We start from the raw sequence: 23,196 nt of genomic DNA, 5'->3' as shown, positions 1-23,196 counted from the left end.
CATGCGCAGTTTTTTCCACCCCGAACAATTGCTCCACCATCCACGCAGCTATTACTCGCGCGGGCAGATGCGTACGCCGCAGGAAGTGCCCGAGCGTGCGCAACGTCTGGTGCAAGCCGCCCATGGCTTGGGCTTCAGTGTCGAGCAACCCGCCGATGCCGGCCTCGCACCGTTGCTGGCGGTGCATGGCGCGCCGTATCTGACCTTTCTTCAGGAAGCGCACGCACGCTGGAAAGAAATCCCCGAAGACTGGGGCGATGAAGTCATGTCGAACATCTTCGTCCGCGAACCCAACGCCTTGCGCGGCATCCTCGCCCAGGCGGCGCGCTATCTGGCGGACGGCAGTTGCCCGGTCGGCGAACAGACCTGGCGCTCCGCCTACTGGTCAGCGCAAAGCGCAGTGGCTGGCGCTCAGGCACTGATCGAAGGTGAGCCGGCGGCCTACGCCTTGTGCCGTCCGCCGGGGCATCATGCCCGGGCCGAAGCGGCGGGTGGTTTCTGCTACGTGAACAACGCGGCGGTGGCGGCGCAGGTGCTGCGTGACAAGTTTGAAAAAGTCGCCGTGCTCGACACCGACATGCACCACGGTCAGGGCATCCAGGAGATTTTCTACGACCGTGATGACGTGCTCTACGTCTCGGTGCATGGCGATCCGACGAACTTCTATCCGGGTGTCGCCGGGTTCGCCGACGAGCGCGGCAGCGGCGCGGGGGAGGGCTTCAACCTCAATCTGCCGATGGCCCACGGTTCAAGCGAAGCGGACTTCCTCGGGCAACTTGACGTCGCATTGAACGCGGTACGCGAGTTCGGCGCCGAGGTGCTGGTGCTGTCGTTGGGCTTCGATATCTATGAGCTGGACCCGCAAAGCAAAGTTGCCGTGACCCGTGAAGGCTTTGCGGTGCTGGGCGAGCGGATCCGCAGCCTGGGCCTGCCATGCCTGATCGTGCAGGAGGGCGGTTATCACCTGGAAAGTCTCGAAGACAACGCCCGGGCGTTTTTCGTGAATGGCGAGGTGTGGCAGCACTGAGGCAATCCACCTGACGAAGCGCCCTGTGGTGCTTGCCATCGCCCTGACGTTAACGTAAACATTGGCGTCAGGGCGCTGATGTAAAAAAGCGCAAAGCGGACCGCTCCGGAGCGCTTGATGACTCTTATAAAAACAACCGATCCCAAGTCTCACCACGAAGCCCGGCTGGCCCGGGAAAAACTCCATCTCGAAGGGCAGGTCCCGGATGGCGTGTTGCGTGCGGAGATCGATGCTTCGTGGCGGCGCAGCCTGAGCCACGGCGTGCATTTCAATGGCAAACATGAGTTGGCGCTGGAGTCGAGCGCCAGTCTCGATGTGTTGCTGGCGAGCAATCGCCTGCTGATCGATGCGGCGATACCGGCTATCGATTACCTGGCCGAACGTCAGGGCAAGGAAGGCCTGATCATCCTCGCCAATTCCGACGCCACCATCCTTGCGGTCGAGGGACGTGCCGACCGGCTCAAGGGCAGCGGTCTGCAGGACATCACCCTCGGCGCCTGCTGGAGCGAAGCCGCTCGTGGTACCAACGCCCTCGGCACGGCGTTGGTCGAAGCGCGGCCCACCCTGATTGATTGCGGCGAACACTACCTCGACCGCCTCACCGATTTTTCCTGCACCTCGGTGCCGATTCATTGCCCTCAGGGCGAAATTCTTGGCGTCCTCGACCTGACCCGCGAAGGCCCGCTCGGCCGCGTCCACGACAGCACCGCGCTGCTGAGCATGGCGGTCAGCCAGATCGAGAGCCGGGTGTTCAACAACAGCTTTCCCGATCAAATCGTCCTCGCCTTCCACAGTCGCCGCCAGTATCTCGAATCGCCATGGCAAGGCCTGCTCGCGGTCAGTCTCGGCGGGCAGATTCTGGCGGTCAGCGCCCAGGCCTGCCAGTTGCTGCGGGCCGAACGTTCGGCGCTGGTCGGACGGCGTTGCGAAGAATTTCTCGGGGTCGATGGCGTGCAATTGCTGACCCGTCTACAACAGGGGGGCGTCGGCAGTGTGCAGACCGCCAAGGGCGAATTTTTCTACAAGACCCTGCGAGCCCCAGCGCGTTCGGTCAACCTCGGCGGCCCGCCGCGCAGCGTGGCGAAAACCGCCAAGGCACAGCCGGATCTGGAAGCACTGGCCGGCAACAACCCTCGCTACGCTCGAGCCCTGCGCATGGCCCGCCAAGGTCTCGCCAATGAACTACCGGTGCTGTTGCTCGGCGAAACCGGCACCGGTAAAGAAGTGATCGCTCGCGCCCTGCACCTGGCCGGCAGCCGCAGCGACAAACCGTTCGTGGCCGTGAACTGCGCGGCGATTCCCGAAGGTCTGATCGAATCGGAACTGTTCGGCTACCGCGAAGGCGCGTTCACCGGATCGCGTCGGGGCGGCATGATCGGGCGCCTGCAACAGGCCCATGGCGGCACCTTGTTCCTCGATGAAATCGGCGACATGCCGCTGGCCTTGCAGGCGCGTCTGCTGCGGGTTTTACAGGATCGTAAGGTCGCGCCGCTGGGTGCCGGGGAAGAGCAGGACATCGACGTCGCGCTGATCTGCGCCACCCACCGCGACCTCAAGCGTCAGGTCGAAGACAAGCAATTTCGCGAGGACCTGTTCTACCGGGTCAACGGCATCAGCGTGATGCTCCCGGCCCTGCGTGAGCGCGATGACTTCAGCGCGCTGGTCACTCGGCTGCTGAATAAACTCGACGCGCCGAACGCCGTACTGCACGACGACCTCAATCGCCTGCTCGCGGGTTATCACTGGCCGGGCAACATCCGCCAACTGGAAATGGTCTTGCGCACCGCTTTGGCCATGCGCGAACCCGGTGAAACGGTGCTGACCCTCGATCACCTGCCCGACAGCATGCTCGACGAACTGTCCGCCACCGAGAAACCCCACACCGGCAGCATTCGCGAGAACGAACTGGAGATGATCCGCCAGTCCCTCGACACCCATCAGGGCAACGTCTCGGCCGCGGCCGACGCCCTCGGCATCAGCCGCGCGACTCTGTACCGCAAACTCAAACAGTTGCGCTCGTGATGCAGCGCCTGTTCGTGCGGCTGATCGACAGCCAGAATCCCGCCGCGCTGCAAGCGGCGTTGCGCTGGCTGTATGGTTTCGTGCGGCCGCAGCGGTTGGCGATTGCCGGCCTGCTCGGTCTGTCGGTGTGCGCGTCGCTGCTGGTGCTGGTGCAGCCGTGGCTGATCAAACTGCTGATCGACGACGGCTTGCTGGCGCGCAACTTTCCGATGCTGGTACTGATCGCGGTGTTGATGATCATCGCGGGACTGCTCGGCACGGCGTTGTCGGGGATCAACCGCTATCTGCACACGCGCCTTTCCGGGCGGATTCTGTTTGCCCTGCGCGATGACCTTTACCGGCATCTGCAAAAACTGTCGCCAAGTTTCTACGGCCAGCGGCGGATCGGCGATCTGATGTCGCGGCTCGACGGCGATGTGGCGGAGATTCAGCGCTTCGCCGTGGACTCGTTGTTCTCGGCGGTATCGAGCGTGATCGGCCTGGTGGTGGCGATCGCAATGTTGTTCACGCTGTCTTGGAAACTGTCATTGCTGGCGCTGGTGCTGATCCCGCTCGATGTGCTGTGGCTGCGCTGGATGCGGCGCAAGGTCGAGCGCGACGTGCGGCAATTGCGCGAGCGTTCGGCGGACATGTCGTCGTTCATGGTCGAGACCCTGCCGGTGATGAAATTCATCCAGTCCGCCGGCCAGCAGCAGCGTGAAGCGCGGCGTCTGGAAAGCCTCGGGCAGGGCTACATGAACCAGTTGCTGCGCCTGCAGGTCACCGAGTTTTTCACCCAGGCTGTGCCGGGCACATTGACGTCGCTGTCCCGCGCCTGCGCGTTTTTGATCGGCGGTTATTGGGTGGTGCAGGGCACCTGGCAACTCGGTGCGCTGATGGCGTTTTCCACCTATTTGGGGATGGCGGTCGGGCCGGTGCAAAGTTTGTTGGGGTTGTACGTGGCGATCCAGCGCATGACCGTCAGCCTCGGTCGGGTCATGGAGTTGCGCGGCGAAGAACCCACGGTGTTTTCACCAGCCGCGCCGAAGCCTTTTCCAACTTCGGGCGAGTTGCGATTCGATGCAGTTCATTTCAGCCATCCGGGCCGCCCAAGTACGTTGAGCGGCATCGAGGCGACGATTCCCTACGGTTTGAAAGTCGCCTTGAGCGGCGGCTCCGGCGTCGGCAAATCGACGCTGATCGATCTGCTGCAACGGCATCACGATCCGCAGGCCGGGCGGGTGTTGCTCGGCGAAGTGGACCTGCGTGAACTGGAGCTGTTCGAGCTGCGTCGACGCATCGCCGTGGTCAGTCAGGACATCGTGCTGTTTCGCGGCAGTCTCGCCGACAACCTGGCTTACGCGGTGCCGGACGCCAGCCGCGAAGCCATCGCAGAAGTCGCGCGGCTGGCGCAACTTGACAGCCTGATCGTGTCGTTACCCGAAGGTCTCGACAGCCCATTGGGCGAGCGCGGTCAGCAGTTGTCCGGCGGACAGAAACAGCGGATCGCGATTGCCCGGGCGCTGTTGCAGGATCCGCTGATTCTGGTGCTCGACGAGGCTACATCGGCCGTCGACGAAACTACCGAGCGCGAGGTGATCGAGGCCATCGACCGCTTGTTTGCCGGGCGCACACGGATCCTCATCAGCCATCGTCCGTCGACTCTGGCCGATGCCGATCTGCGTTTCGAATTGCTCGACGGTGTGCTGATTTCGAAAACGGTGCTGCATGAAGCCTGAGTTGCGGATTGGTGTGGTCGACAGCGGACACTCCGCAGCGCAACGGGTGCAGGTGATTGCCGGGCGGCGATTCTCGTTGCTGGAGGATGGTCTGGCTGAATCCGATTTGCGCGACGATCCCCTCGGGCATGGCAGCGCGGTGATCGAAGCGATCAGTCGTCGGGCACCCGCCGCACAGATTTGCGTGGCGCAGGTATTCGATCAGCGCGGCGTTACCAGTGCATTGCAGATCGCCTCGGCCATCGACTGGCTGGTGGCGCAGGACGTGCGGCTGATCAATCTGAGCCTGGGCCTGCGCCAGGATCGCAGCCTGTTGCGCGAAGCCTGCGCGGCGGCGGTGGCCCGTGGAGTGTTGCTGTGTGCGTCGAGCCCGGCACAGGGCGCGGCGGTGTTTCCGGCGAGTTATCCGCAGGTGCTGCGGGTGACCGGCGATGCCCGTTGCACCGATGAGCAATGGTCATGGCTCGATAGTGCGCAGGCGGATTTTGCCGCGTGTGTTCGTGGCACTTATCCGGGGCAGTCCGGGGCCAGTCTGGGGTGTGCAGCGTTGAGCGGGCATATTGCCCGTTATCTGCTGGAGCATCCGCAGGCGAGCAATGCCGAAGTTATCGACTGGCTGAAACAGCACGCTCGTTATCGTGGTCCTGAACGGCGTTTCGGCCCATGACTGCGAGCCTGATTCTCGGTGCCGGTCCGGCCGGTGCAGTGGTTGCATTGGGGCTGCGACGACTGGGTTACCCCGTGACGCTGGTCAGCGAATGGCGGCGGTTTGCGGCGCTCGAAGGTGTCTCGCAACGGGTGCTGGAGGCGTTGCGCGGTGCCGGGTTGAATCATGCTTTGGCGAATGCCACGTTGCCGTCCCAAAGGCAGGTTTCGTGGAACGGTCAGCAGCATGCGCAGAACATCGAGTTTCTGCTGGATCGCCCTACCTTTGATCGCGGTTTGCGGGAAGATCTGCGGGTGGCCGGAGTTGAGGTGATTGAAGGGCGGATTTTGAATGTTCAGTCCTCGGCCGACGGCCATCAGGTAGAACTTGATGGCGGGCAGAGGCTGACGGCAGATTTTCTGGTGGAAGCCCGTGGGCGACAGGCGCCAGCGTCGGGCAAAGGTCTGCGCGGGCCGGAGACGGTCAGCCTGCTCAATCGCTGGCAAGGCACGCCGGGTGTGACTGCCAGTGCCGTGGAAAGCCTCGAGGACGGTTGGGCGTGGATGGCTCGACGGGACGATGGTCAGTGTTATTGGCAGTGGACAGTGGATGTGGCCAGCGCCCAATTGCCGGGCAAGGCGCAGTTGCTCGATTACTGCCGCGCGCGACGTCTGGCCTCGGATTTTACTCAATCCTTCTTCGCCGGCGGGCAGGAATTGGAGTTGCAACTGCACGCTCGCAGCAGCACCGCGATCCTTGCCCCGAAGGTCTGTGGCGAAAACTGGATTCGTGTCGGCGATGCAGCGATGGCAGTGGACCCGCTGTCGGGCAACGGGATCTTTCAGTCGCTGTCCTCGGCGTTGCAGGCGCCGGTGGTGATCAACACGCTGTTGCGTAAACCTGAGCGGGCGGCGCTGGCGCAACGTTTTCACCGGCAACGTGTGGAGCAGTTGTTCCTGCGCTTTGCGCGGATCGGTCGGGACTTTTATGCCGATGAACGGCGCTGGCTCGATCGGCCGTTCTGGCAGGCGCGGCGACAGTGGCCGGACGCTGAAGTGGCCCATGCTGCGGTGGATTTTTCCGCGTTGCGGATCGAACGAATGCCGGTGTTGCGTGACGGGTTTGTCGATGAAGCCGAGGTGGTGATCACGGCGGATCAACCGCTGGGGATCTGGCATGTGCAAGGTGTCGAGCTGGCTCCGCTGGTGCGGCGCTTGCGCGATGAACCGGCGGATCAGGTGTTGGCGGGATTGACGCTTGAGCAGGGGCGAGCCGTTCGCGGGTGGCTGTTGGCCCAGGGTTTCAAACCCTGAGCCGTGAGCGCAGTCATTACAACTTGATCAACACCGACTTCAGTTCGGTGTAATGCTCGATCGCCGCATACCCCATCTCGCGCCCGATCCCGGACATTTTGTAACCGCCAAACGGCAGCGCCGGATCCAGCGCGCTGTGGCAGTTGACCCACACCGATCCCGATTTGATCCGCGGAATCATCCGGTGCACCGCCGCCAGATCGTTCGACCAGATGCTCGCGCCCAATCCGTAAGGGCTGTCATTGGCCATGCGCAGCGCATCGGCCTCGTCATCGAACGGAATCGCCACCAGCACCGGCCCGAAGATCTCTTCCTGCACCAGCGAATGCCGCTGATCGACATCGACAATCACCGTCGGCTTGACGAAGAACCCCGGCCCGAACTGCTCGCCACCGCAGGCGATGGTCGCCCCGCTTTCCCGGCCCATTTCGATATAGTTGTAGACCCGCTCCTGCTGACGCGCGGAAATCAGCGGGCCCATATCGATGCTCGGGTCGAGGCCGTTGCCGAGCTTCATCGCATTGGCGATGTCGCTGATATCGGCCACCACATTGTCGAAATGCTTGCGCTGCACATACAGGCGCGAACCGGCGCAGCAGACCTGGCCCTGGTTGAAGAAAATCGCACTGGCCGCACCCGCCGCGGCGGTTTTCAGGTCGGCGTCGGCCATGACGATGGTCGGTGATTTGCCGCCCAGTTCCAGGGTGACCCGGGTCATCGAGTCCATGGCGATCTTGCCGATCTGCTTGCCGACGGCGGTGGAGCCGGTGAAGGTCAGCTTGTCGACCTGCGGGTTGTGAGTCAGCGCGGAACCGGCCGTGATCCCGGTGCCGGTGACTACGTTGAACACGCCTTCCGGATAACCCGCCTCCAGCACCAGCTCCGCCAGTTTCAGCGCGGTCAGCGGGGTTTCGTCGGCCGGTTTGAGCACCACGGTGCAACCGGTGGCCAGCGCCGGGCCGAGTTTCCAGCAGGCCAGCAGCAACGGAAAGTTCCAGGCGACGATGGCGCCGACCACGCCCACCGCCTCGCGCCGGATGAAGCTGTGGAACTGATCGCCGGGCATCAGCGGCAACGAAACGTCGACGCTGGAACCTTCGATCTTGGTCGCCCAACCGGCCATGTAGCGCAGGAAGTCGATGGCCAGTTGCACGTCCATCACCTGCGCCACCGCCGCGCTCTTGCCGTTGTTCAGGCATTCCAGTTGCGCCAGCAGCTCGGCGTCGCGCTGCATCAGGTCAGCGAGTTTCCACAGCAGGTTCTGCCGCTCGCGCGGACGGGTTCGGCTCCAGGCTGAATCATCGAAGGCTTGCCGGGCGGCGAGCACCGCGCGGTCGACATCTTCCGGCGTGGCGCGCGGTACCACGCACAGCACTTCACCGGTGGCCGGGTTGTGCAGCGGCATGGTCTGGCCGTCGGTGGCTTCGACCCAGTCGCCGCCGATCAGCATGCGTGGCGGGCGCTGGATAAAGGCCGAGGTGGCAGGGAGCAGATAGGGCAGGGGCATGGCGAAACCTCTTGTTGTTCGATGGGATCGAGAGGAGCTTTCGCAATGGTTGTGCCAAATGCTCGAAGGTGGCGCACAGCCCGGTTGCACGGGCGAAAGGAGGAAGAGTTTGAGTTGCAATGAGGGTGAATTTGTCTCAAAACGCGACACCCGTTGAGAAGCAAGATACGCGTCCTACAAAGCCAATCCAGCTGTCACGGAGCCTTGGCGAAATCGGGCCGTTTCAGGTGTAGGAAAAGTCGCGCGTCTGACAGTTTTTACCGACTGGTGGAGGCATGAGGTACGAGCTAAGTTGCTTGGTGTATAGGGTTTTCCTGCCATGGATTTGGCGGGTCAGTGTCTTCACAGGGATGTCGATGAACAACTTAACCATTCGATGGCTAACCAATTTTACGATGGGCGTAGGGACTGGATTTCTGGTGACAGGGATTGCGGCGCTATTGATCGGCGACTTGACCGATGTCGATACGATTCGGGCAGGTGCGTGGATGGCTTCAACCAGTTTTTTCGTAATCGTTACCTCATTCGGTGTTGCCATGATGGAGGGAAAATGATGGCGGCTTTAATTGTGGGGCTGTGGTGTATGGGCGTCAGTATGCTGCTCATGTATGCGTATCACCGGGATCGTCGAATTCAAGCGGCCCAGCGTGATTCCGCGGCATTGGCAGCCAAGGCCGGCGCCCACTGTGAATGCTCGATGGTTTGCAACCATTGTGGGCGTTACAAGGTTCACCCGGACAACTCTGTTCGCTAGGCGCGGGTAAACAACCAATCCAAGAGCCCCGTCATTGGCGGGGCTTGTTTTCGTGCGGGTTCGGCAGGCGTCACTCTTCTGGAGGTTTTTCATGGGGGATACTGCCAGCTCCGGGTCATCTGTCGCGTGACGCAATGTCGCTGACGCCGCAACAACTATGCTTGTCTCAGACTGCAACAGCTGTCGCGAAATTGGACGCCGGCAAGCACCGGCGGCACCGCCACTTCGCCTTGATCTTCACGTAACTGCTTGATTGAAAAGCTTATCGGCAAGCTGGCACGCTCCGTGTATTGCTCACAGCAGACGTTTCGCTTGCCTCCGTTCGTGCATCGCCACGAACGGCAGAAACCATAAAAACGATAAGCCACAACAATAAGAAAGCACCGTGCGAGGTTCGACGTTGATGAAGAGAAAACTCCGATCAGGCATGAGCGCCAGCCTGCTGGCCGTGGCCGCTTGCGTGGCCCTGCATTCGCCGTACAGTCTGGCAGCCCGCGATGCCCAGACCATCCTCAAGGAAACCTGCCAGGGCTGTCACACCCCTGAAGCCGGCGACCAGTTGAGCCGCATCAGCCACCAGCGCAAGACCCCGGAAGGCTGGCTGATGAGCATCGCCCGGATGCAGACCATGCACGGTTTGCAGATCAGTGATGACGACCGTCGCACGCTGGTCAAATACCTCGCCGACACCCAGGGCCTGGCGCCCAGCGAAACCGATGGCGTGCGTTACGCACTGGAACGGCGGTTGAACACCGTCGAGCAGTTCGACGAGAAAACCGCGCAGATGTGCGGACGCTGCCACTCCGGTGCGCGGATCGCCCTGCAACGGCGTCCGGCTCAGGAATGGGAACGTCTGGTGAATTTCCACCTCGGTCAATGGCCGTCGCTGGAATATCAGGCCATGTCCCGTGATCGTGACTGGTTCGATATCGCCCGCAAGGAAATGGTCCCGCTGCTGGCCAAGCGTTATCCACTGGATAACCCGGCATGGCAAGCCTGGGTCAAAACCGCACCGAAAGCGGAAGCTTTGGTCGGCGACTGGAGCTTCAGCGGCCACTTGCCGGGCAAGGGTGAATTGGCCGGCACCATGAGCGTCACCGCCGATGGCAGTGACACCTTCAAGGTCGCCGTCAAAGGTCAGTACGCCGACGGCAGCCCGTTCAACGGCGATGGCAGCGCAATCCTTTACAGCGGCTACGAATGGCGCGGCAACGTGACCGTCGATGGCGTGACCATGCGTCAGGTGTTCGCCGCACAAGGCAACGCCATGCAGGGCCGGATGTTCGAGGCCGAGCACGATGAGCGCGGTTTGGACTTTGTCGCCGCCAAACAAGGTTCGCAGCGTTTGCTGGCGGTGCAGCCAGGTTATGTGAAGGCAGGCAGCGAAACCGAAGTGACCCTGATCGGCAGCGGTCTGAGCGGCAAACCGAACTTCGGCAAAGGCGTGGACGTAGTCGAAGTGGTCGAGCAGAACGCCGACCGGATCAAGGTCAAAGTAAAAGCGGCAGCCAATGCCCAGCCGGGCCTGCGCGCGGTCAGCGTCGGCAGCCTGAAAGGCCCGAGCCTGTCGGTGTACAGCAGGATCGCCTCGGTCAAAGTGGTGCCGGAATTCTCGGTGGCACGGATCGGCGAGGGCGGCGGTTCGACGCCGAAAGTCCAGGGCCGCTTCGATGCCGAAGCCTGGGGCAAGGGTGCCGACGGCAAGCCGTATCGCATCGGCGTGTTCCCGGCGCAATGGAAAGTCGAAGCCTTCGACGAGCGCGCCAAAGAGGACGAGGACGTCAAGTTCGCCGGCACCATGCAGACCGACGCGGGCGTGTTCACCCCGGGCGATGCCGGCCCGAATCCGGCACGCAAGATGTCCACCAACAATGCCGGCAACCTCAAGGTGATCGCCGCCGTCGACGACGCAGGGAAATCCCTGACCGGCGAAGGCCACCTGATCGTCACCGTGCAACGCTGGAACAATCCACCCATTCCCTGATGTTGAAACGTGAGTTGAGCTGAGCGACAGCGATTCAGACACTTTTCGGAATGACCGCAAGTCCCCCAAGCGGGGCTTGCACAGGAGGTATGCAATGGGCGCTATCTTGAATCTGGTCGAACGTAATCTGCACGAAGTGCACGTCGACGCCGACCGCATGCTGTTCCACATCCCCAGCAGTTCGCTGTTCGCCAGCGATGAACTGACCGGTACCATCATCGATGCGTTGCGCGGCCCCGGTTGCTCCTCGGAAGACCTGATCCAGCGCCTCGGCGCGCGGTTCAACGGCGAGGAAATCAACGAGACCCTGCGCGAGCTGATTTCGCTGGAACTGGTCAGCGACGGCTCGCCGCTGACGCCGGACATCGCGGTCAAACGCGTCGAGCGCACGGCGATCAACACCGTGGTGCTCAACGTCAACACCGGCTGCAACCTGAGCTGCACCTACTGCTACAAGGAAGACCTCGACAAGCCGTCCGCCGGCAAGAAGATGGACGTCGAAACCGCCATCGCCTCGGTGGAAATGTTGCTGCGTGAGTCCCCCGACGAAGAACGGTTCACCGTGGTGTTTTTCGGCGGCGAGCCGCTGAGCAATCGCAAGCTGATCGAGTACATGGTCGATTACTGCGAGAAGCGGTTTGCCGAGGCCGGCAAGTTCGTCGAGTTCGTGATGACCACCAATGCCACGCTGCTCACCGAAGAAACCGTGGACTACCTGAATGCCCACCGCTTCGGCTTGTCAGTGAGCATCGACGGACCGAAAACCGTGCACGACCGCAACCGCATCACCGTGGGCGGGCAGGGCACCTATGACGTGGTGCGGCGCAAGGCTGAAATGCTGCTTTCGCGTTACAACAGCCGTCCGGTCGGTGCGCGGGTGACCCTGACCACGGGCGTCACCGACGTTGAAACCATTTGGGATCACCTGTTCAACGAGTTGGGGTTTGCCGAGGTCGGATTTGCTCCGGTGACCTCCGGCGATATCAGCAGCTTCAACCTGACCACTGACGAATTGATCGAAGTCTTTGCCAGCATGAAACGCCTCGGTCGGCGTTATCTGGAGGCTGCGCTGGAGCACCGCAACATTGGTTTTTCCAACCTGCATCAGTTGATCACTGACATCCACGAAGGCCACAAAAAAGCCCTGCCGTGCGGTGCCGGATTGAAGATGCTGGCGGTCGATCACAAGGGCGAACTCAACCTGTGCCATCGCTTCACCGGCTCGTCGCTGCCGACCTTTGGCAACGTCCACAGCGGCGTTAAGCAGGTTGAGTTGAACGACTTCCTGTCCCAGCGCCTGGATCGCACCAACACCGGTTGCCATGACTGTCAGATCCGCAACCTGTGCTCCGGCGGCTGCTACCACGAGAGTTATGCCCGCTACGGCGATCCGGCGCACCCGACTTATCACTACTGCGAACTGATGCGTGACTGGGTCGACTTCGGCATTGAAGTCTACACCCGGATCATGGCCAACAACCCTGCGTTCATCAGCAGCTACATCACTCCGCGCAAGGCTCACTGATATGAAACATCTCAAGGCAATCAATAACAAAGCGTTGAAGCTGGATCAGGCCGCGGACGAGAACCGCATCGAAGAAGTGGTGGCGATGAGCTCCGTCGCCGGCTGTGCCTCGACCACCGACCCGGGTTGGGAAATCGATGCGTTCGGCGGGGTGTCGTCGCTGTGCCAGCCGATGGAGGCTGACCTCTACGGCTGCTCCGATCCGTGCTGGTGGCCGGCTCAGGTGCCGGACATGATGAGCACCTACCCGGACTGGAACAAGGATGCCCAGGCGTCCAACGACAACTGGCGCAACCTCGGCACTGTCTTCCCGAAAGACAAGTGATCGCTAAGAAGAAGGATTCCAGCATGCCTAGCCTCAACAAAGCCTGCGGCCTTGCCGCACTCGCGGTTCTGAGCGCCTGTTCGCTCCCGGTTCTGGCCGATGAGAACACCGCGCTACAAGACGGTCACGAGTACATGTTGACCACTAACTATCCGAACAACCTGCACGTCATCGACCTGGCGACCGACAGCCTGTACAAGACCTGCAAGATGCCTGACGCCTTTGGCCCCGGCACCGTGCAGCTGTCGCCGGATCGGAAGACCGCGTACGTGCTGAACAACCATTACGCTGATGTCTACGGTGTCGAACTGGACAGTTGCAAGCAGGTGTTCCACGCCAGCATCACCCAGCAGCCGGGGGAGAAAGCGCGGTCAATGTTCGCCTTTACCGTCAGCCATGACGGCAAGGAGCTGTACACCATCGCCAACCCGACCCAGATGCTCAACGACCGCTACGAGGTCAAACAACCGCGTCTGGATGTCTACGCCACCGACGCCGGGATGGACGCCAAACCGGTGCGCAGCTTCCCGGCGCCACGGCAGTTGACGATCATGCAGAGCGGCGATGACGGCACGCTCTATGTGGCTGGCGCTGATGTGTACAAGGTCGATGTGAAGAGCGGCAAGTTCGACGTGCTGATCCCCAGCCGTCACTGGAAACGCCCGAACTACAGCGCGCCGGACGTGCTTTACGTGTGGAACCAGCAGACTTACCGCCACGATTTCTCGCTGCTGTACACCGCCGCCAGGTTCAAGGACAAGAAGCAGGACCCGGCCACCGCTGAATACCTGTACGGCTTGTTCAGCGTCGATCTGAAAACCGGCAAGACCGAAACCACCGATTTCGGCCCGCTGACCGAGATCTACTTCAGCGGTATGCGCTCGCCCAAGGATCCGAACCTGATGTTCGGCGTGCTCAATCGTCTGGCCAAGTACGATATCAAGCAGAAAAAGCTGATACAGGCGGCGACACTGGACCATTCCTACTACTGCATTTCGTTCAACAAGGACGGGAGCAAGATCTATCTGGCCGGGACCTTCAACGACGTGGCGATCTTTGATGCCGAGACCATGAAACAGACCGGCAGCATCAAGTTGCCGGGTGGGGATATGGCGATTACTACGGCGCAGATTTTTGTTCGGTAATTAGCGGCGTCAGGGATGACGCCTTCGCGAGCAAGCCCGCTCCCACATTTGAAATGCGGTTCAAATGTGGGAGCGGGCTTGCTCGCGAAGGGGCTCTCTAAACCGCCCCGAAAATCAGGCCCCGGGCACTGGGCAGCTCATGTCACCTTCTTCGCATTTCAAATACTGTTTGAGCGCCTCGGTTCGCGTTTTTGTCACCGAGGCGATGCAATTGTTGTAGATCAACGGATAAACACTCCCGCCTGCCACGCCGGATGCCGAAAACTTGCACTCGGCATCGCGAAAGCCGATCCACGCCCGTTGCGCGCTCACCAGCAGTTTTTTGCCATCAGGGTTGTCCTTCAACCGAGCAGTGATCTGCTGATAAACCGTGTTCAACTCCTTGTCCGCCGCCTTGTTTTCCTGCGCAGCGCACTGATTCATCGTCGCCTGATCGCTGGCATTGGCGCAGTCCACGGCAGCGTGAGCAACAGAAGTGAAAAGAAAGGGTGTCAGGGCCAGAAGCAGGCGTGGGGACATGAGTCATCTCGCTTTGGTGAATGAACGTGCCGGGCAGTTTAGCGACTTCGTGGCGCCATCAGGATTTATGCTGCCTCGATGCGTTGAGTAACCGCTCCGCTGTCGCGGCAATTTCCTCTCCGTCATGCAGTTTTTCCAGCCACCCTGACGGTATTCCCTGCACGCCGTAATAGGCGCCGGCCAACTGGCCGACGATGGCGGCCGTGGTGTCCGCGTCATCGCCCAGATTCGCCGCTTGCAGGACGGCCGCGGCAAAGCTGTCGGTGTGCTGGAAGCACCATAACGCCGCTTCCAGGGATCCGACGCAGTAACCACTGCCGCGAATGTCGCGCTCGGTTTTGTGCAGGTACTCGCCCCGGGCAATCGCCGCCACCTTGGGCTGACTGAAGGCTGTTTGCGGCAGGGTGCGCAGTTGCGCTTTCGATGCGCCTTCCAGGGCCTTGCCAAGCAGTTCGGCAAACAGCTGGCAACATTCGATGGCCTCGGGCGCCGCGTGGGTGGTGCGTGAACTGTCGGCGGCGAATCGCCTGGATTTCCGGGCATCGGGGAAATAAAACAGCACCACGGGCACCAGTCGCATCAACGAGCCATTGCCGGCGCTGTAGGGATCGGTGGAACCGGCAAACGGCTCTCCGGTGTGTTGATAGCGATCCAGCGCCTGACTCACGGTCATGCCGATATCGAAACATTCGCCGGTCGAACTCAGATAGCCCCATTGCCACCAGTTCAGATAGCGGCCCATCTGGTCAGCGGCATCGAAGCCGTTTTTGTTCAGCAGACTTTCCGCCAGGCACAACGCCATCGAGGTGTCGTCGGTCCATTGGCCGGGCTTCAGGCGAAACGGCCCGCCACCGACCATGTCGGTCAGGGGCTGGAAGCTGCCGCGCGGCTGGAATTCGACGGTGGTTCCCACGGCATCGCCGCAGGCCAGGCCGAGGAGGGCGCCACGGTAACGTTCGGGGAGAGAAGGCTGCATGATGACGTCCTTGTGTCGTTCAGTTCGCTGCGAACGTTATCAGTTTCGCAGCGCTGATCCGTGCGCATTCTGACGAACCGGCGCCGCAAAATACTGCCGGATATTTCAATCAGACCTGACCGTTGCACCGGATTGATACAACTTCGGATTGGACATGTGGTCATACAAGCCTACTGTTCAAAACAGGAGGTGACGTATGAAACCAGTACCCAACAGCTTTGAACGTAAAATCATGCTCAGGTCGCCGCGCTCCCATGTCTGGCGCGCCCTGGTCGATGCCGAAGCGTTCGGCCAGTGGTTCGGCGTTGCGCTGGAGGGCCGGCGGTTTATCGCTGGCGAATGGACGCAGGGGCAGGTCACATACCCCGGTTATGAACATGTGCTCTGGAACGTGCTGGTGGAGCGGGTCGAGCCGCAGCAGCTGTTCTCCTTCCGCTGGCATCCGTATGCGGTGAACCCGAAAATCGACTATTCCCAGGAACCGACCACCCTGGTCAGATTCGAACTGCAGGACTACGAGAACGGCACATTGCTGAAAGTCTCCGAGTCAGGTTTTGCGCACATTCCCGACGTGCGCCAGAAAGAGGCGTACTACATGGACAGTCGGGGCTGGGAGGAACAGTTGAGTCGACTTGAGCACTTCCTCGCGGAGAGTGACCGGGCCCGCGAGCGTGAAGGTGGCTGATCTCGACCTGTTCACGCCGTGGCTGGAACGCTGGGCGCTGGCGCCGGACGGCGAGCCGATCATCACCCCGGGCAGCCGTCTGTTGCCGGTGCGTCAGGGCGATGTGCCAGCAATGCTGAAAGTCGCGGTGGACGACGAAGAAAAGTACGGCAACCTGCTGATGACCTGGTGGGACGGCGACGGCGCCGCCCGGGTGCTCGCCCATCACGACGAAGGCCTGTTGCTGGAGCGGGCGATGGGCCAGCGTTCGTTGATGCACATGGCGCTCAACGGCGAGGACGACGAGGCCACGCGGGTCATGTGCCGATCCTTGGCCCGGCTGCACGCACCGCGTCTGACGCCGCCACCGCCGTTAGTGGAACTGACGCCTTGGTTCGCTTCATTACGAGTGGCCGCAGCCCGATACGGCGGCCCATATGCCGATTGCCTGCAAACCGCCCAGGCCTTGCTTGCCGAATCGCAGGATGTGGTGGTGTTGCACGGCGACATGCACCACGACAACGTCCTCGATTTCGGCCCACGAGGCTGGCTGGCCATCGACCCCAAGCGGGTGCGGGGCGAGCGCGGCTACGACTACGCCAACCTGATCTGCAACCCTGAGTTGCCGACGGCGACCGACCCTGGGCGCTTTCGGCGACAAGTCGACGTGATCTGCGAGGCAGCGGCAATCGAGCGAAAGCGCCTGCTGCAATGGGTGCTGGCGTTCGCCGGACTGTCTGCCGCGTGGTTCATGGAGGATGACGAGCAAACCGCGGCAAAAGGACAGCTGAAAGTCGCGCAACTGGCGGCTTCTGCGCTCGATGCCTGACACGTCTAAGGGTTTTCGGAAGGCCCGCTATGGCGAATGTCTTACACGCGATGGTAGCTATTTCGACTATTGCCGATTGGATCCACAGCGTAATCTAGCCTCATCAACTGAAGCACAGGGAGTGTTTCAGGATCACGGATGATCGACCATTAGCAAGGATCGCTGCCGACAGGGAGTCGATAATGGTCTTGGGAAAAACCCGCTTCGGCGGGTTTTTTTTCGTCCGCAGAAAAGTGCCGTGCCCAAACAGAAACACCGCCAATCGGCGGTGTTTCTGCATCCGCAGGTCTTACGAGGCGATCAACTGGCGCAACACGTAATGCAGGATCCCGCCGGACTTGAAGTACTCGACCTCGTTCAAGGTGTCGATGCGGCACAGCACTTCGATTTTTTCCTGACGCCCGTCTTCACGGGTGATGACCAGGGTCAGGTTCATCCGTGGCGTCAGCTCGACACCGCTCAGGCCCTGAATATCCAGGGTTTCCTTGCCGGTAAGGTTCAGGCTTTTGCGGTTCTGATCCAGCTTGAACTGCAATGGCAGCACGCCCATGCCCACCAGATTGGAACGGTGGATGCGCTCGAAGCTTTCGGCGATCACCGCTTTCACGCCCAGCAGATTGGTGCCCTTCGCCGCCCAGTCCCGGCTGGAACCGGTGCCGTATTCTTGCCCGGCAATCACCACCAGCGGCGTGCCTGAGGCCTGATAGCGCATGGCTGCGTCGTAGATCGCCAGTTTCTCGCCGGTCGGAATGTAGATCGTGTTGCCACCTTCTTCGCCGCCGAGCATTTCGTTGCGGATACGGATGTTGGCGAAGGTGCCGCGCATCATCACTTCGTGGTTGCCCCGGCGCGAACCGTAGGAGTTGAAGTCCCGTGGCTCGACGCCTTGTTCGCGCAGGTAACGCCCGGCCGGGCTGTCGGCCTTGATGTTGCCGGCGGGGGAGATGTGGTCGGTGGTCACCGAATCGCCCAACAGCGCCAGCACTCGCGCACCTTTCACATCGGCAATCACCGGCAATGGCCCGGCAATGTCGTCGAAGAACGGCGGGTGCTGGATGTAAGTCGAATCCGCCTGCCAGACGTAGGTCGCGGCTTGCGGCACTTCGATGGCTTGCCACTGTTCGTCACCGGCGAACACTTCGGCGTATTCCTTGTGGAACATTGCGGTGTTGACCTGATTCACCGCGTCGGCGATTTCCTTGCTGCTCGGCCAGATGTCACGCAGGTAAACCGGATTGCCCTGCTGGTCATTGCCCAGCGGTTCGCTGCTGATGTCGGTGCGCACACTGCCGGCCAGGGCGTAAGCGACCACCAGCGGCGGCGAGGCCAGCCAGTTGGTTTTCACCAGCGGATGCACCCGACCTTCGAAGTTGCGGTTGCCGGACAGCACCGAAGCCACGGTCAGGTCGGCTTTCTGAATGGCTTTTTCGATCGGTTCCGGCAGCGGTCCGGAGTTGCCGATGCAAGTGGTGCAGCCGTAGCCCACCAGCGAAAAACCGAGCTGATCGAGGTACTGCGTCAACCCGGCGGCTTTGTAGTAATCGGTGACCACTTTGGAGCCCGGTGCCAGTGAGCTCTTCACCCACGGCTTGCGGGTCAGGCCTTTTTCCACGGCTTTTTTCGCCAGCAGGCCGGCAGCCATCATCACGCTGGGGTTGGAGGTGTTGGTGCAGGAGGTGATCGCGGCAATCACCACGGCGCCGTTTTTCAGGCGATAGGTACGGCCGTCGTACTCGTAGTCCGTTTCGCCGACCAGATCGGCATTGCCCACCGCCACGCCACCGCCGCCTTCGCTTTCCAGGCGTCCTTCTTCCTTGCTGGTAGGTTTGAATTGCAAGTCGAGGAAGTCACTGAACGCCTGGCCGACATTCGGCAGCGAGACACGGTCTTGCGGACGTTTAGGCCCGGCGAGGCTGGCTTCGACGCTGCCCATGTCCAGCGCCAGGCTATCGGTGAACACCGGTTCCTGACCGGGCAGGCGCCACAGGCCCTGAGCCTTGGTGTAGGCCTCGACCAGTTTCACCACTTCAGGCGGACGGCCGGACAGGCGCAGGTAGTCGAGGGTCACGTCATCGACCGGGAAGAATCCGCAGGTCGCGCCATATTCCGGAGCCATGTTCGCGATGGTTGCGCGGTCGGCGAGCGGCAGGTCGGCGAGGCCGTCGCCATAGAACTCGACGAATTTGCCGACCACGCCTTTCTTGCGCAGCATCTGGGTCACGGTCAGCACCAGGTCGGTGGCGGTGATGCCTTCCTTGAGCTTGCCGGTGAGTTTGAAGCCGATCACTTCGGGAATCAGCATCGACACCGGTTGCCCGAGCATCGCCGCTTCCGCCTCGATCCCGCCGACGCCCCAACCGAGTACGCCGAGGCCGTTGATCATGGTGGTGTGGGAGTCGGTGCCGACCAGCGTGTCGGGGAAGGCATAAGTGCGGCCGTTTTCGTCCTTGGTCCACACCGTTCGTCCGAGGTATTCGAGGTTGACCTGGTGGCAGATCCCGGTGCCCGGCGGCACCACGCTGAAATTGTCGAACGCACTCTGGCCCCAGCGCAGGAAGGCGTAGCGTTCGCCGTTGCGCTGCATTTCGATGTCGACGTTCTGTTCGAAGGCGCTGGCACTGGCGAACTTGTCGACCATCACCGAGTGGTCGATCACCAGATCCACCGGCGACAGCGGGTTGATTCGTTGCGGATCACCGCCGGCCTTGGCCATGGCGGCGCGCATCGCGGCCAGATCGACCACGGCGGGGACGCCGGTAAAGTCCTGCATCAGCACGCGGGCAGGGCGGTACTGGATCTCCCGGTCGGAGCGGCGCTCCTTGAGCCACGCGGCAAGCGCCTTGAGGTCGGCGCCGGTGACGGTTTTTTCATCTTCCCAGCGCAGCAGGTTTTCCAGCAGGACTTTCAGCGACATCGGCAGCTTGTCGATATTGCCCAGGCTTTTGGCAGCATCCGGCAGGCTGAAATAGTGGTAAGTCTTGTCATCGACTTTGAGGGTTTTCAGAGAATTCAGACTATCGAGGGACGGCATTACGATCACTCCTTTGAATCCGCACGGCTACGGATTGAGGGGACGGGCAGAGCTATCAACGTAGCCCTGTTTTCAGTAGCTGGCTAATAACTGGACTCTATGGACAGAACCAAGGTTCCGACATGGGCTATCATGCGCCGGTTTTCGTGACAGGCTTTGCTTCAACGCAGGGTCTGGGCATCGCGCAGGGGATGAATGATCGCCCTCTGCCCAGGAGTAAGAATGAACACCCTATTCATGCATTGCCGGCCAGGCTTCGAAGGCGAAGTCTGCTCGGAGATTTCCGACCTCGCCGCTCAACTGAACGTGGCCGGCTACGCCAAGGCCAAACCGGCCACCGCTTGCGCCGAGTTTGTCTGCACCGAAGAAGACGGTGCCGAGCGCCTGATGCGCGGCCAGCGTTTCGCCGAGCTGATCTTCCCGCGCCAGTGGGCGCGCGGGTTTTTCATCGATCTGCCGGAAACCGACCGCATCAGCGTAATCCTCGCGCACATGGCCGAATTCCCGGTGTGTGGCAGCCTGTGGCTGGAAGTCGTCGACACCAACGACGGCAAGGAACTGTCGAACTTCTGCAAGAAGTTCGAAGGCCCACTGCGCAAGGCCCTGACCGGCGCCGGCAAACTGGTGGAAGACGCCAGCAAGCCGCGTCTGCTGCTGACCTTCAAGAGCGGTCGTGAGGTGTTCCTCGGTCTCGCCGATGCCGGTAACTCGGCGATGTGGCCGATGGGCATTCCGCGCCTGAAGTTCCCGCGCGAGGCGCCGAGCCGTTCGACCCTGAAACTGGAAGAGGCCTGGCACCACTTCATCCCCCGCGATCAGTGGGAAGATCGCCTGCACAGCGACATGACCGGCGTCGACCTCGGCGCGGCGCCGGGCGGCTGGACCTGGCAGCTGGTCAATCGCGGCATGCTGGTGACCGCCATCGACAACGGCCCGATGGCCGAAAGCCTTATGGATACCGGTCTGGTGCAGCACTTGATGGCTGACGGTTTCACCTTCAAACCGAAGCAACCGGTGGACTGGATGGTCTGCGACATCGTCGAGAAGCCGGCGCGCAACGCCGCGATGCTCGAAGAGTGGATCGGCGAGGGGCATTGCCGGGAAGCGGTGGTCAACCTCAAGTTGCCGATGAAGCAGCGTTACGCCGAAGTGAAGCGCTTGCTCGAACGCATCGCCGACGGTTTCAAGGCCCGCGGGATCAAGGTCGACATCGGCTGCAAGCAGCTGTACCACGACCGCGAGGAAGTGACCTGCCATTTGCGCCGCCATGACGTGAAGAAAGCCAAAGCCCGCTGAGCGCGCGACAGGTGACCGAACACCCGGCATTGGGCGACAATGCCGGCCAGTTTCAGGAGTGAATCATGAGTGAAATGATCAATACGCCGGTCGACGGCACCCTCGACGCTACGGGCCTCAACTGCCCGGAGCCGGTGATGATGCTGCACCAGCACATCCGTGACCTGGTGCCCGGCGGCCTGCTCAAGGTGATCGCCACCGACCCGTCGACCCGTCGCGACATCCCCAAGTTCTGCGTGTTTCTCGACCATGAACTGGTGGGGCAGCACGAAGAAGCCGGGACCTATCTGTACTGGATTCGCAAGAAGTCCGGTTGATCGGAAGGCAAAAAAAGACCTGCATGTGCAGGTCTTTTTTTATGGCCGGTCAGCCCATCGAACGGCTGATGCGAATGCGTTTGCGTGCACTGCGCGTCAGGCGGATCGACAGCATCAGCGCCGCGCAGCTCAGGCCGACGATCAGGCCTTCCCACAAGCCGCTCGGGCCGCGTGGCTCGCCGAGCCAGTCGGTCAGGCCGAGGGCGTAACCTACCGGCAGGCCGATGCCCCAATAGGCGAACAGGGTCAGAATCATCGTCACGCGAGTGTCCTGATAACCGCGCAGGGCGCCGGCGGCGGTGACCTGAATCGCGTCGGAAAACTGGAACAGCGCCGAATACACGATCAGCATCGCCGCGATGTGAATCACCATCGGATCCGACGTGTAGATCGCCGCAATGTGTTCGCGCATCAGCAGCATCATGCTCGCCGACAGGCAGGCGTAGGCCAGCGCGGTGCCCATGCCGACACCCGCGGCGAAACGTGCTTCGCGCGGTTCTTCACGGCCCAGGGCCTGGCCGACGCGCACGGTCACGGCCATGCCCAGCGAATACGGAATCATGAACACCAGCGAGCTGACGTTCAGCGCGATCTGATGCCCGGCCACCACCGTGGCGCCAAGGCTGCCGATCAGCAGCGCAATCACCGCGAAGATGCTCGACTCGGCAAACACCGCGACGCCGATCGGCAGACCGATGGCCAGCAAACGCTTGATCACTGCCCATTGCGGCCAGTCGAAACGGCTGAACAGTTCGCTCGACTTGTAGGCCGGCGCCCAGCGCTCGTAACCGGCCAGACCCAGTGCCATCACCCACATCACGATGGCTGTAGCCCAGCCGCAGCCGACGCCGCCCATGGCCGGCACGCCAAAGTGGCCATAAATGAACACGTAGTTGAGCGGAATGTTCAGCGCCAGGCCGCACAGGCCCAGCACCATCGCCGGGCGGGTACGACCGAGGCCGTCACTGGTGCAGCGCAGCACATGGTAGAAGGCCACCGCTGGCAGGCCGCTGGCGATACCGTGCAGGTATTGCATGCACGGGCCGATCAGCTCCGGATCGACTTTCATCAGGTGCAGGATCGGTTCGGCGCTGAACAGCATGGTGGTCGCCATCAGGCCCACCACCAGTGCCAGCCACAAGGCCTGGCGCACGATCGGGCCGATTTCGCTGTGGGTGCCGGCGCCGAAGCGTTGGGCGACTTTCGGCGTGGTGGCCAACAGGGTGCCGGTCATCAGCAGGAACACCGGCACCCAGATCGAGTTGCCCAGCGCCACGGCCGCGAGATCCTTCGGCCCGACGCGCCCGGCCATCACCGCATCGACGAAGCCCATGGCGGTGGTCGCCAGTTGCGCGATCATGATCGGCAGGGCCAGGCCGAGCAGATTCTTCAGCTCCAGGCGAACCCGGGCAGGGCGGTTGAGGGAAACGGCAGCGGGGCGGTCAGTCACGGAATTCACAGGCAAAGCGTCCACAGGGGTTGATGCGCAAGGCCGGGCATTCTACGCCGCTGACGTTGTGGTCAGGAAAAATCCTCTGTTGCGGATTTGTAATCGCCTTCGACCGATCAAGAAAGAACAGCCTGCTGGCTCATCGCAG

Annotated in this window: 19 protein-coding genes; 14 read left to right on the top strand and 5 right to left on the bottom strand. The window is 61.7% G+C overall.

The features are described 5' to 3' along the window. Position 1 precedes the first annotated feature (1 nt). The 5 genes from GQX66_RS12500 to GQX66_RS12480 all read left to right on the top strand — a co-directional run bounded on the left by GQX66_RS12500 (position 2) and on the right by GQX66_RS12480 (position 6,726). Complete coding sequence (locus GQX66_RS12500; RefSeq protein WP_102718869.1) at positions 2-1,027, top strand: histone deacetylase family protein; 1,026 nt, start codon at positions 2-4, stop codon at positions 1,025-1,027. A gap of 117 nt (positions 1,028-1,144) precedes the next feature. Continuing rightward, on the top strand, positions 1,145-3,049 hold the full coding sequence (locus GQX66_RS12495) for a sigma-54-dependent Fis family transcriptional regulator (RefSeq protein WP_085748326.1): 1,905 nt from the start codon (positions 1,145-1,147) through the stop codon (positions 3,047-3,049). Then, positions 3,049-4,767 carry an ABC transporter ATP-binding protein gene (locus tag GQX66_RS12490; protein ID WP_240869474.1) on the top strand — a complete coding sequence of 573 codons (1,719 nt, stop codon included), beginning with the start codon at positions 3,049-3,051 and terminating at the stop codon, positions 4,765-4,767. The genes GQX66_RS12495 and GQX66_RS12490 overlap by 1 nt, the downstream gene beginning before the upstream one ends. Further along, positions 4,757-5,434: a S8 family serine peptidase gene (locus GQX66_RS12485; RefSeq protein ID WP_085748328.1), complete on the top strand. Its 678-nt coding sequence runs from the start codon at positions 4,757-4,759 to the stop codon at positions 5,432-5,434. Before GQX66_RS12490 ends, GQX66_RS12485 begins: the two co-directional genes overlap by 11 nt. Beyond that, positions 5,431-6,726 carry a tryptophan 7-halogenase gene (locus tag GQX66_RS12480; protein ID WP_240869471.1) on the top strand — a complete coding sequence of 432 codons (1,296 nt, stop codon included), beginning with the start codon at positions 5,431-5,433 and terminating at the stop codon, positions 6,724-6,726. The genes GQX66_RS12485 and GQX66_RS12480 overlap by 4 nt, the downstream gene beginning before the upstream one ends. Before the next feature lie 16 nt (positions 6,727-6,742). On the opposite strand, the gene GQX66_RS12475 is transcribed toward GQX66_RS12480, so the two are convergent. After that, the gene (locus GQX66_RS12475; RefSeq protein WP_129973215.1) at positions 6,743-8,233 is read right to left on the bottom strand and encodes an aldehyde dehydrogenase family protein; all 1,491 of its coding nucleotides are present in this window, start codon (positions 8,231-8,233) and stop codon (positions 6,743-6,745) included. Between the two features lie 356 nt (positions 8,234-8,589). Between GQX66_RS12475 and GQX66_RS12470 the strand changes: the two genes are divergently transcribed. From GQX66_RS12470 to peaD, 5 genes are all read left to right on the top strand, one after another. Next, on the top strand, positions 8,590-8,787 hold the full coding sequence (locus tag GQX66_RS12470; protein WP_007953098.1) for a hypothetical protein: 198 nt from the start codon (positions 8,590-8,592) through the stop codon (positions 8,785-8,787). A gap of 603 nt (positions 8,788-9,390) precedes the next feature. Beyond that, positions 9,391-10,971: a quinohemoprotein amine dehydrogenase subunit alpha gene (gene peaA / locus GQX66_RS12465; RefSeq protein ID WP_240869465.1), complete on the top strand. Its 1,581-nt coding sequence runs from the start codon at positions 9,391-9,393 to the stop codon at positions 10,969-10,971. Between the two features lie 94 nt (positions 10,972-11,065). Continuing rightward, positions 11,066-12,496 (top strand): quinohemoprotein amine dehydrogenase maturation protein, encoded by a 1,431-nt coding sequence (gene peaB, locus GQX66_RS12460; RefSeq protein WP_085608195.1) that lies wholly within the window; start codon positions 11,066-11,068, stop codon positions 12,494-12,496. 1 nt (position 12,497) lies between these two features. After that, entirely contained in the window at positions 12,498-12,821 is a 324-nt protein-coding gene (gene qhpC, locus GQX66_RS12455) for a quinohemoprotein amine dehydrogenase subunit gamma (RefSeq protein ID WP_008016081.1), read from the top strand. A 23-nt stretch (positions 12,822-12,844) separates the two neighbouring features. After that, positions 12,845-13,966 (top strand): quinohemoprotein amine dehydrogenase subunit beta, encoded by a 1,122-nt coding sequence (peaD, locus tag GQX66_RS12450; protein ID WP_102718163.1) that lies wholly within the window; start codon positions 12,845-12,847, stop codon positions 13,964-13,966. Between the two features lie 114 nt (positions 13,967-14,080). On the opposite strand, the gene GQX66_RS12445 is transcribed toward peaD, so the two are convergent. Together GQX66_RS12445 and GQX66_RS12440 are read right to left on the bottom strand one after the other, a co-directional pair. After that, positions 14,081-14,485 carry a lysozyme inhibitor LprI family protein gene (locus GQX66_RS12445; RefSeq protein ID WP_007953090.1) on the bottom strand — a complete coding sequence of 135 codons (405 nt, stop codon included), beginning with the start codon at positions 14,483-14,485 and terminating at the stop codon, positions 14,081-14,083. A gap of 58 nt (positions 14,486-14,543) precedes the next feature. Then, on the bottom strand, positions 14,544-15,461 hold the full coding sequence (locus tag GQX66_RS12440; RefSeq protein ID WP_240869457.1) for an ADP-ribosylglycohydrolase family protein: 918 nt from the start codon (positions 15,459-15,461) through the stop codon (positions 14,544-14,546). A 196-nt stretch (positions 15,462-15,657) separates the two neighbouring features. Between GQX66_RS12440 and GQX66_RS12435 the strand changes: the two genes are divergently transcribed. Both GQX66_RS12435 and GQX66_RS12430 read left to right on the top strand, forming a co-directional pair. Then, positions 15,658-16,146: an SRPBCC family protein gene (locus GQX66_RS12435; protein WP_039772808.1), complete on the top strand. Its 489-nt coding sequence runs from the start codon at positions 15,658-15,660 to the stop codon at positions 16,144-16,146. After that, positions 16,139-16,954, top strand: a complete 816-nt coding sequence (locus tag GQX66_RS12430) for an aminoglycoside phosphotransferase family protein (protein ID WP_240869448.1) — start codon at positions 16,139-16,141, stop codon at positions 16,952-16,954. The genes GQX66_RS12435 and GQX66_RS12430 overlap by 8 nt, the downstream gene beginning before the upstream one ends. Before the next feature lie 289 nt (positions 16,955-17,243). Here the strand turns inward: GQX66_RS12430 and acnA are convergent, their stop codons facing one another. Further along, positions 17,244-19,985 (bottom strand): aconitate hydratase AcnA, encoded by a 2,742-nt coding sequence (gene acnA / locus GQX66_RS12425; RefSeq protein WP_240869444.1) that lies wholly within the window; start codon positions 19,983-19,985, stop codon positions 17,244-17,246. A 222-nt stretch (positions 19,986-20,207) separates the two neighbouring features. Here acnA and rlmM point away from each other — a divergent pair, with 222 nt between their 5' ends. Further along, positions 20,208-21,281: a 23S rRNA (cytidine(2498)-2'-O)-methyltransferase RlmM gene (gene rlmM / locus GQX66_RS12420; RefSeq protein ID WP_240869441.1), complete on the top strand. Its 1,074-nt coding sequence runs from the start codon at positions 20,208-20,210 to the stop codon at positions 21,279-21,281. A 65-nt stretch (positions 21,282-21,346) separates the two neighbouring features. After that, positions 21,347-21,598 carry a sulfurtransferase TusA gene (tusA, locus tag GQX66_RS12415; RefSeq protein ID WP_011335204.1) on the top strand — a complete coding sequence of 84 codons (252 nt, stop codon included), beginning with the start codon at positions 21,347-21,349 and terminating at the stop codon, positions 21,596-21,598. Between the two features lie 49 nt (positions 21,599-21,647). Here the strand turns inward: tusA and GQX66_RS12410 are convergent, their stop codons facing one another. Further along, positions 21,648-23,057: an MATE family efflux transporter gene (locus tag GQX66_RS12410; protein WP_041475594.1), complete on the bottom strand. Its 1,410-nt coding sequence runs from the start codon at positions 23,055-23,057 to the stop codon at positions 21,648-21,650. Positions 23,058-23,196: the final 139 nt, after the last annotated feature.

Source organism: Pseudomonas sp. B707, assembly GCF_022496685.1.
In the GTDB taxonomy this organism is placed as follows: domain Bacteria; phylum Pseudomonadota; class Gammaproteobacteria; order Pseudomonadales; family Pseudomonadaceae; genus Aquipseudomonas; species Aquipseudomonas paraglycinae.
The sequence above is the reverse complement of the archived record's forward strand: the minus strand, read 5'-3'. Positions and strand labels throughout refer to the sequence as shown.

Coding starts and splice junctions, on each gene's coding strand:
- GQX66_RS12445 (WP_007953090.1), bottom strand. CDS start 14,485: ATGTCCCCACGCCTGCTTCTGGCCCTGACACCCTTTCTTTTCACTTCT.
- GQX66_RS12480 (WP_240869471.1), top strand. CDS start 5,431: ATGACTGCGAGCCTGATTCTCGGTGCCGGTCCGGCCGGTGCAGTGGTT.
- peaB (WP_085608195.1), top strand. CDS start 11,066: ATGGGCGCTATCTTGAATCTGGTCGAACGTAATCTGCACGAAGTGCAC.
- GQX66_RS12485 (WP_085748328.1), top strand. CDS start 4,757: ATGAAGCCTGAGTTGCGGATTGGTGTGGTCGACAGCGGACACTCCGCA.
- peaD (WP_102718163.1), top strand. CDS start 12,845: ATGCCTAGCCTCAACAAAGCCTGCGGCCTTGCCGCACTCGCGGTTCTG.
- peaA (WP_240869465.1), top strand. CDS start 9,391: ATGAAGAGAAAACTCCGATCAGGCATGAGCGCCAGCCTGCTGGCCGTG.
- GQX66_RS12475 (WP_129973215.1), bottom strand. CDS start 8,233: ATGCCCCTGCCCTATCTGCTCCCTGCCACCTCGGCCTTTATCCAGCGC.
- GQX66_RS12500 (WP_102718869.1), top strand. CDS start 2: ATGCGCAGTTTTTTCCACCCCGAACAATTGCTCCACCATCCACGCAGC.
- GQX66_RS12490 (WP_240869474.1), top strand. CDS start 3,049: ATGCAGCGCCTGTTCGTGCGGCTGATCGACAGCCAGAATCCCGCCGCG.
- GQX66_RS12470 (WP_007953098.1), top strand. CDS start 8,590: ATGAACAACTTAACCATTCGATGGCTAACCAATTTTACGATGGGCGTA.
- GQX66_RS12495 (WP_085748326.1), top strand. CDS start 1,145: ATGACTCTTATAAAAACAACCGATCCCAAGTCTCACCACGAAGCCCGG.
- GQX66_RS12440 (WP_240869457.1), bottom strand. CDS start 15,461: ATGCAGCCTTCTCTCCCCGAACGTTACCGTGGCGCCCTCCTCGGCCTG.
- tusA (WP_011335204.1), top strand. CDS start 21,347: ATGAGTGAAATGATCAATACGCCGGTCGACGGCACCCTCGACGCTACG.
- GQX66_RS12435 (WP_039772808.1), top strand. CDS start 15,658: ATGAAACCAGTACCCAACAGCTTTGAACGTAAAATCATGCTCAGGTCG.
- qhpC (WP_008016081.1), top strand. CDS start 12,498: ATGAAACATCTCAAGGCAATCAATAACAAAGCGTTGAAGCTGGATCAG.
- acnA (WP_240869444.1), bottom strand. CDS start 19,985: ATGCCGTCCCTCGATAGTCTGAATTCTCTGAAAACCCTCAAAGTCGAT.
- rlmM (WP_240869441.1), top strand. CDS start 20,208: ATGAACACCCTATTCATGCATTGCCGGCCAGGCTTCGAAGGCGAAGTC.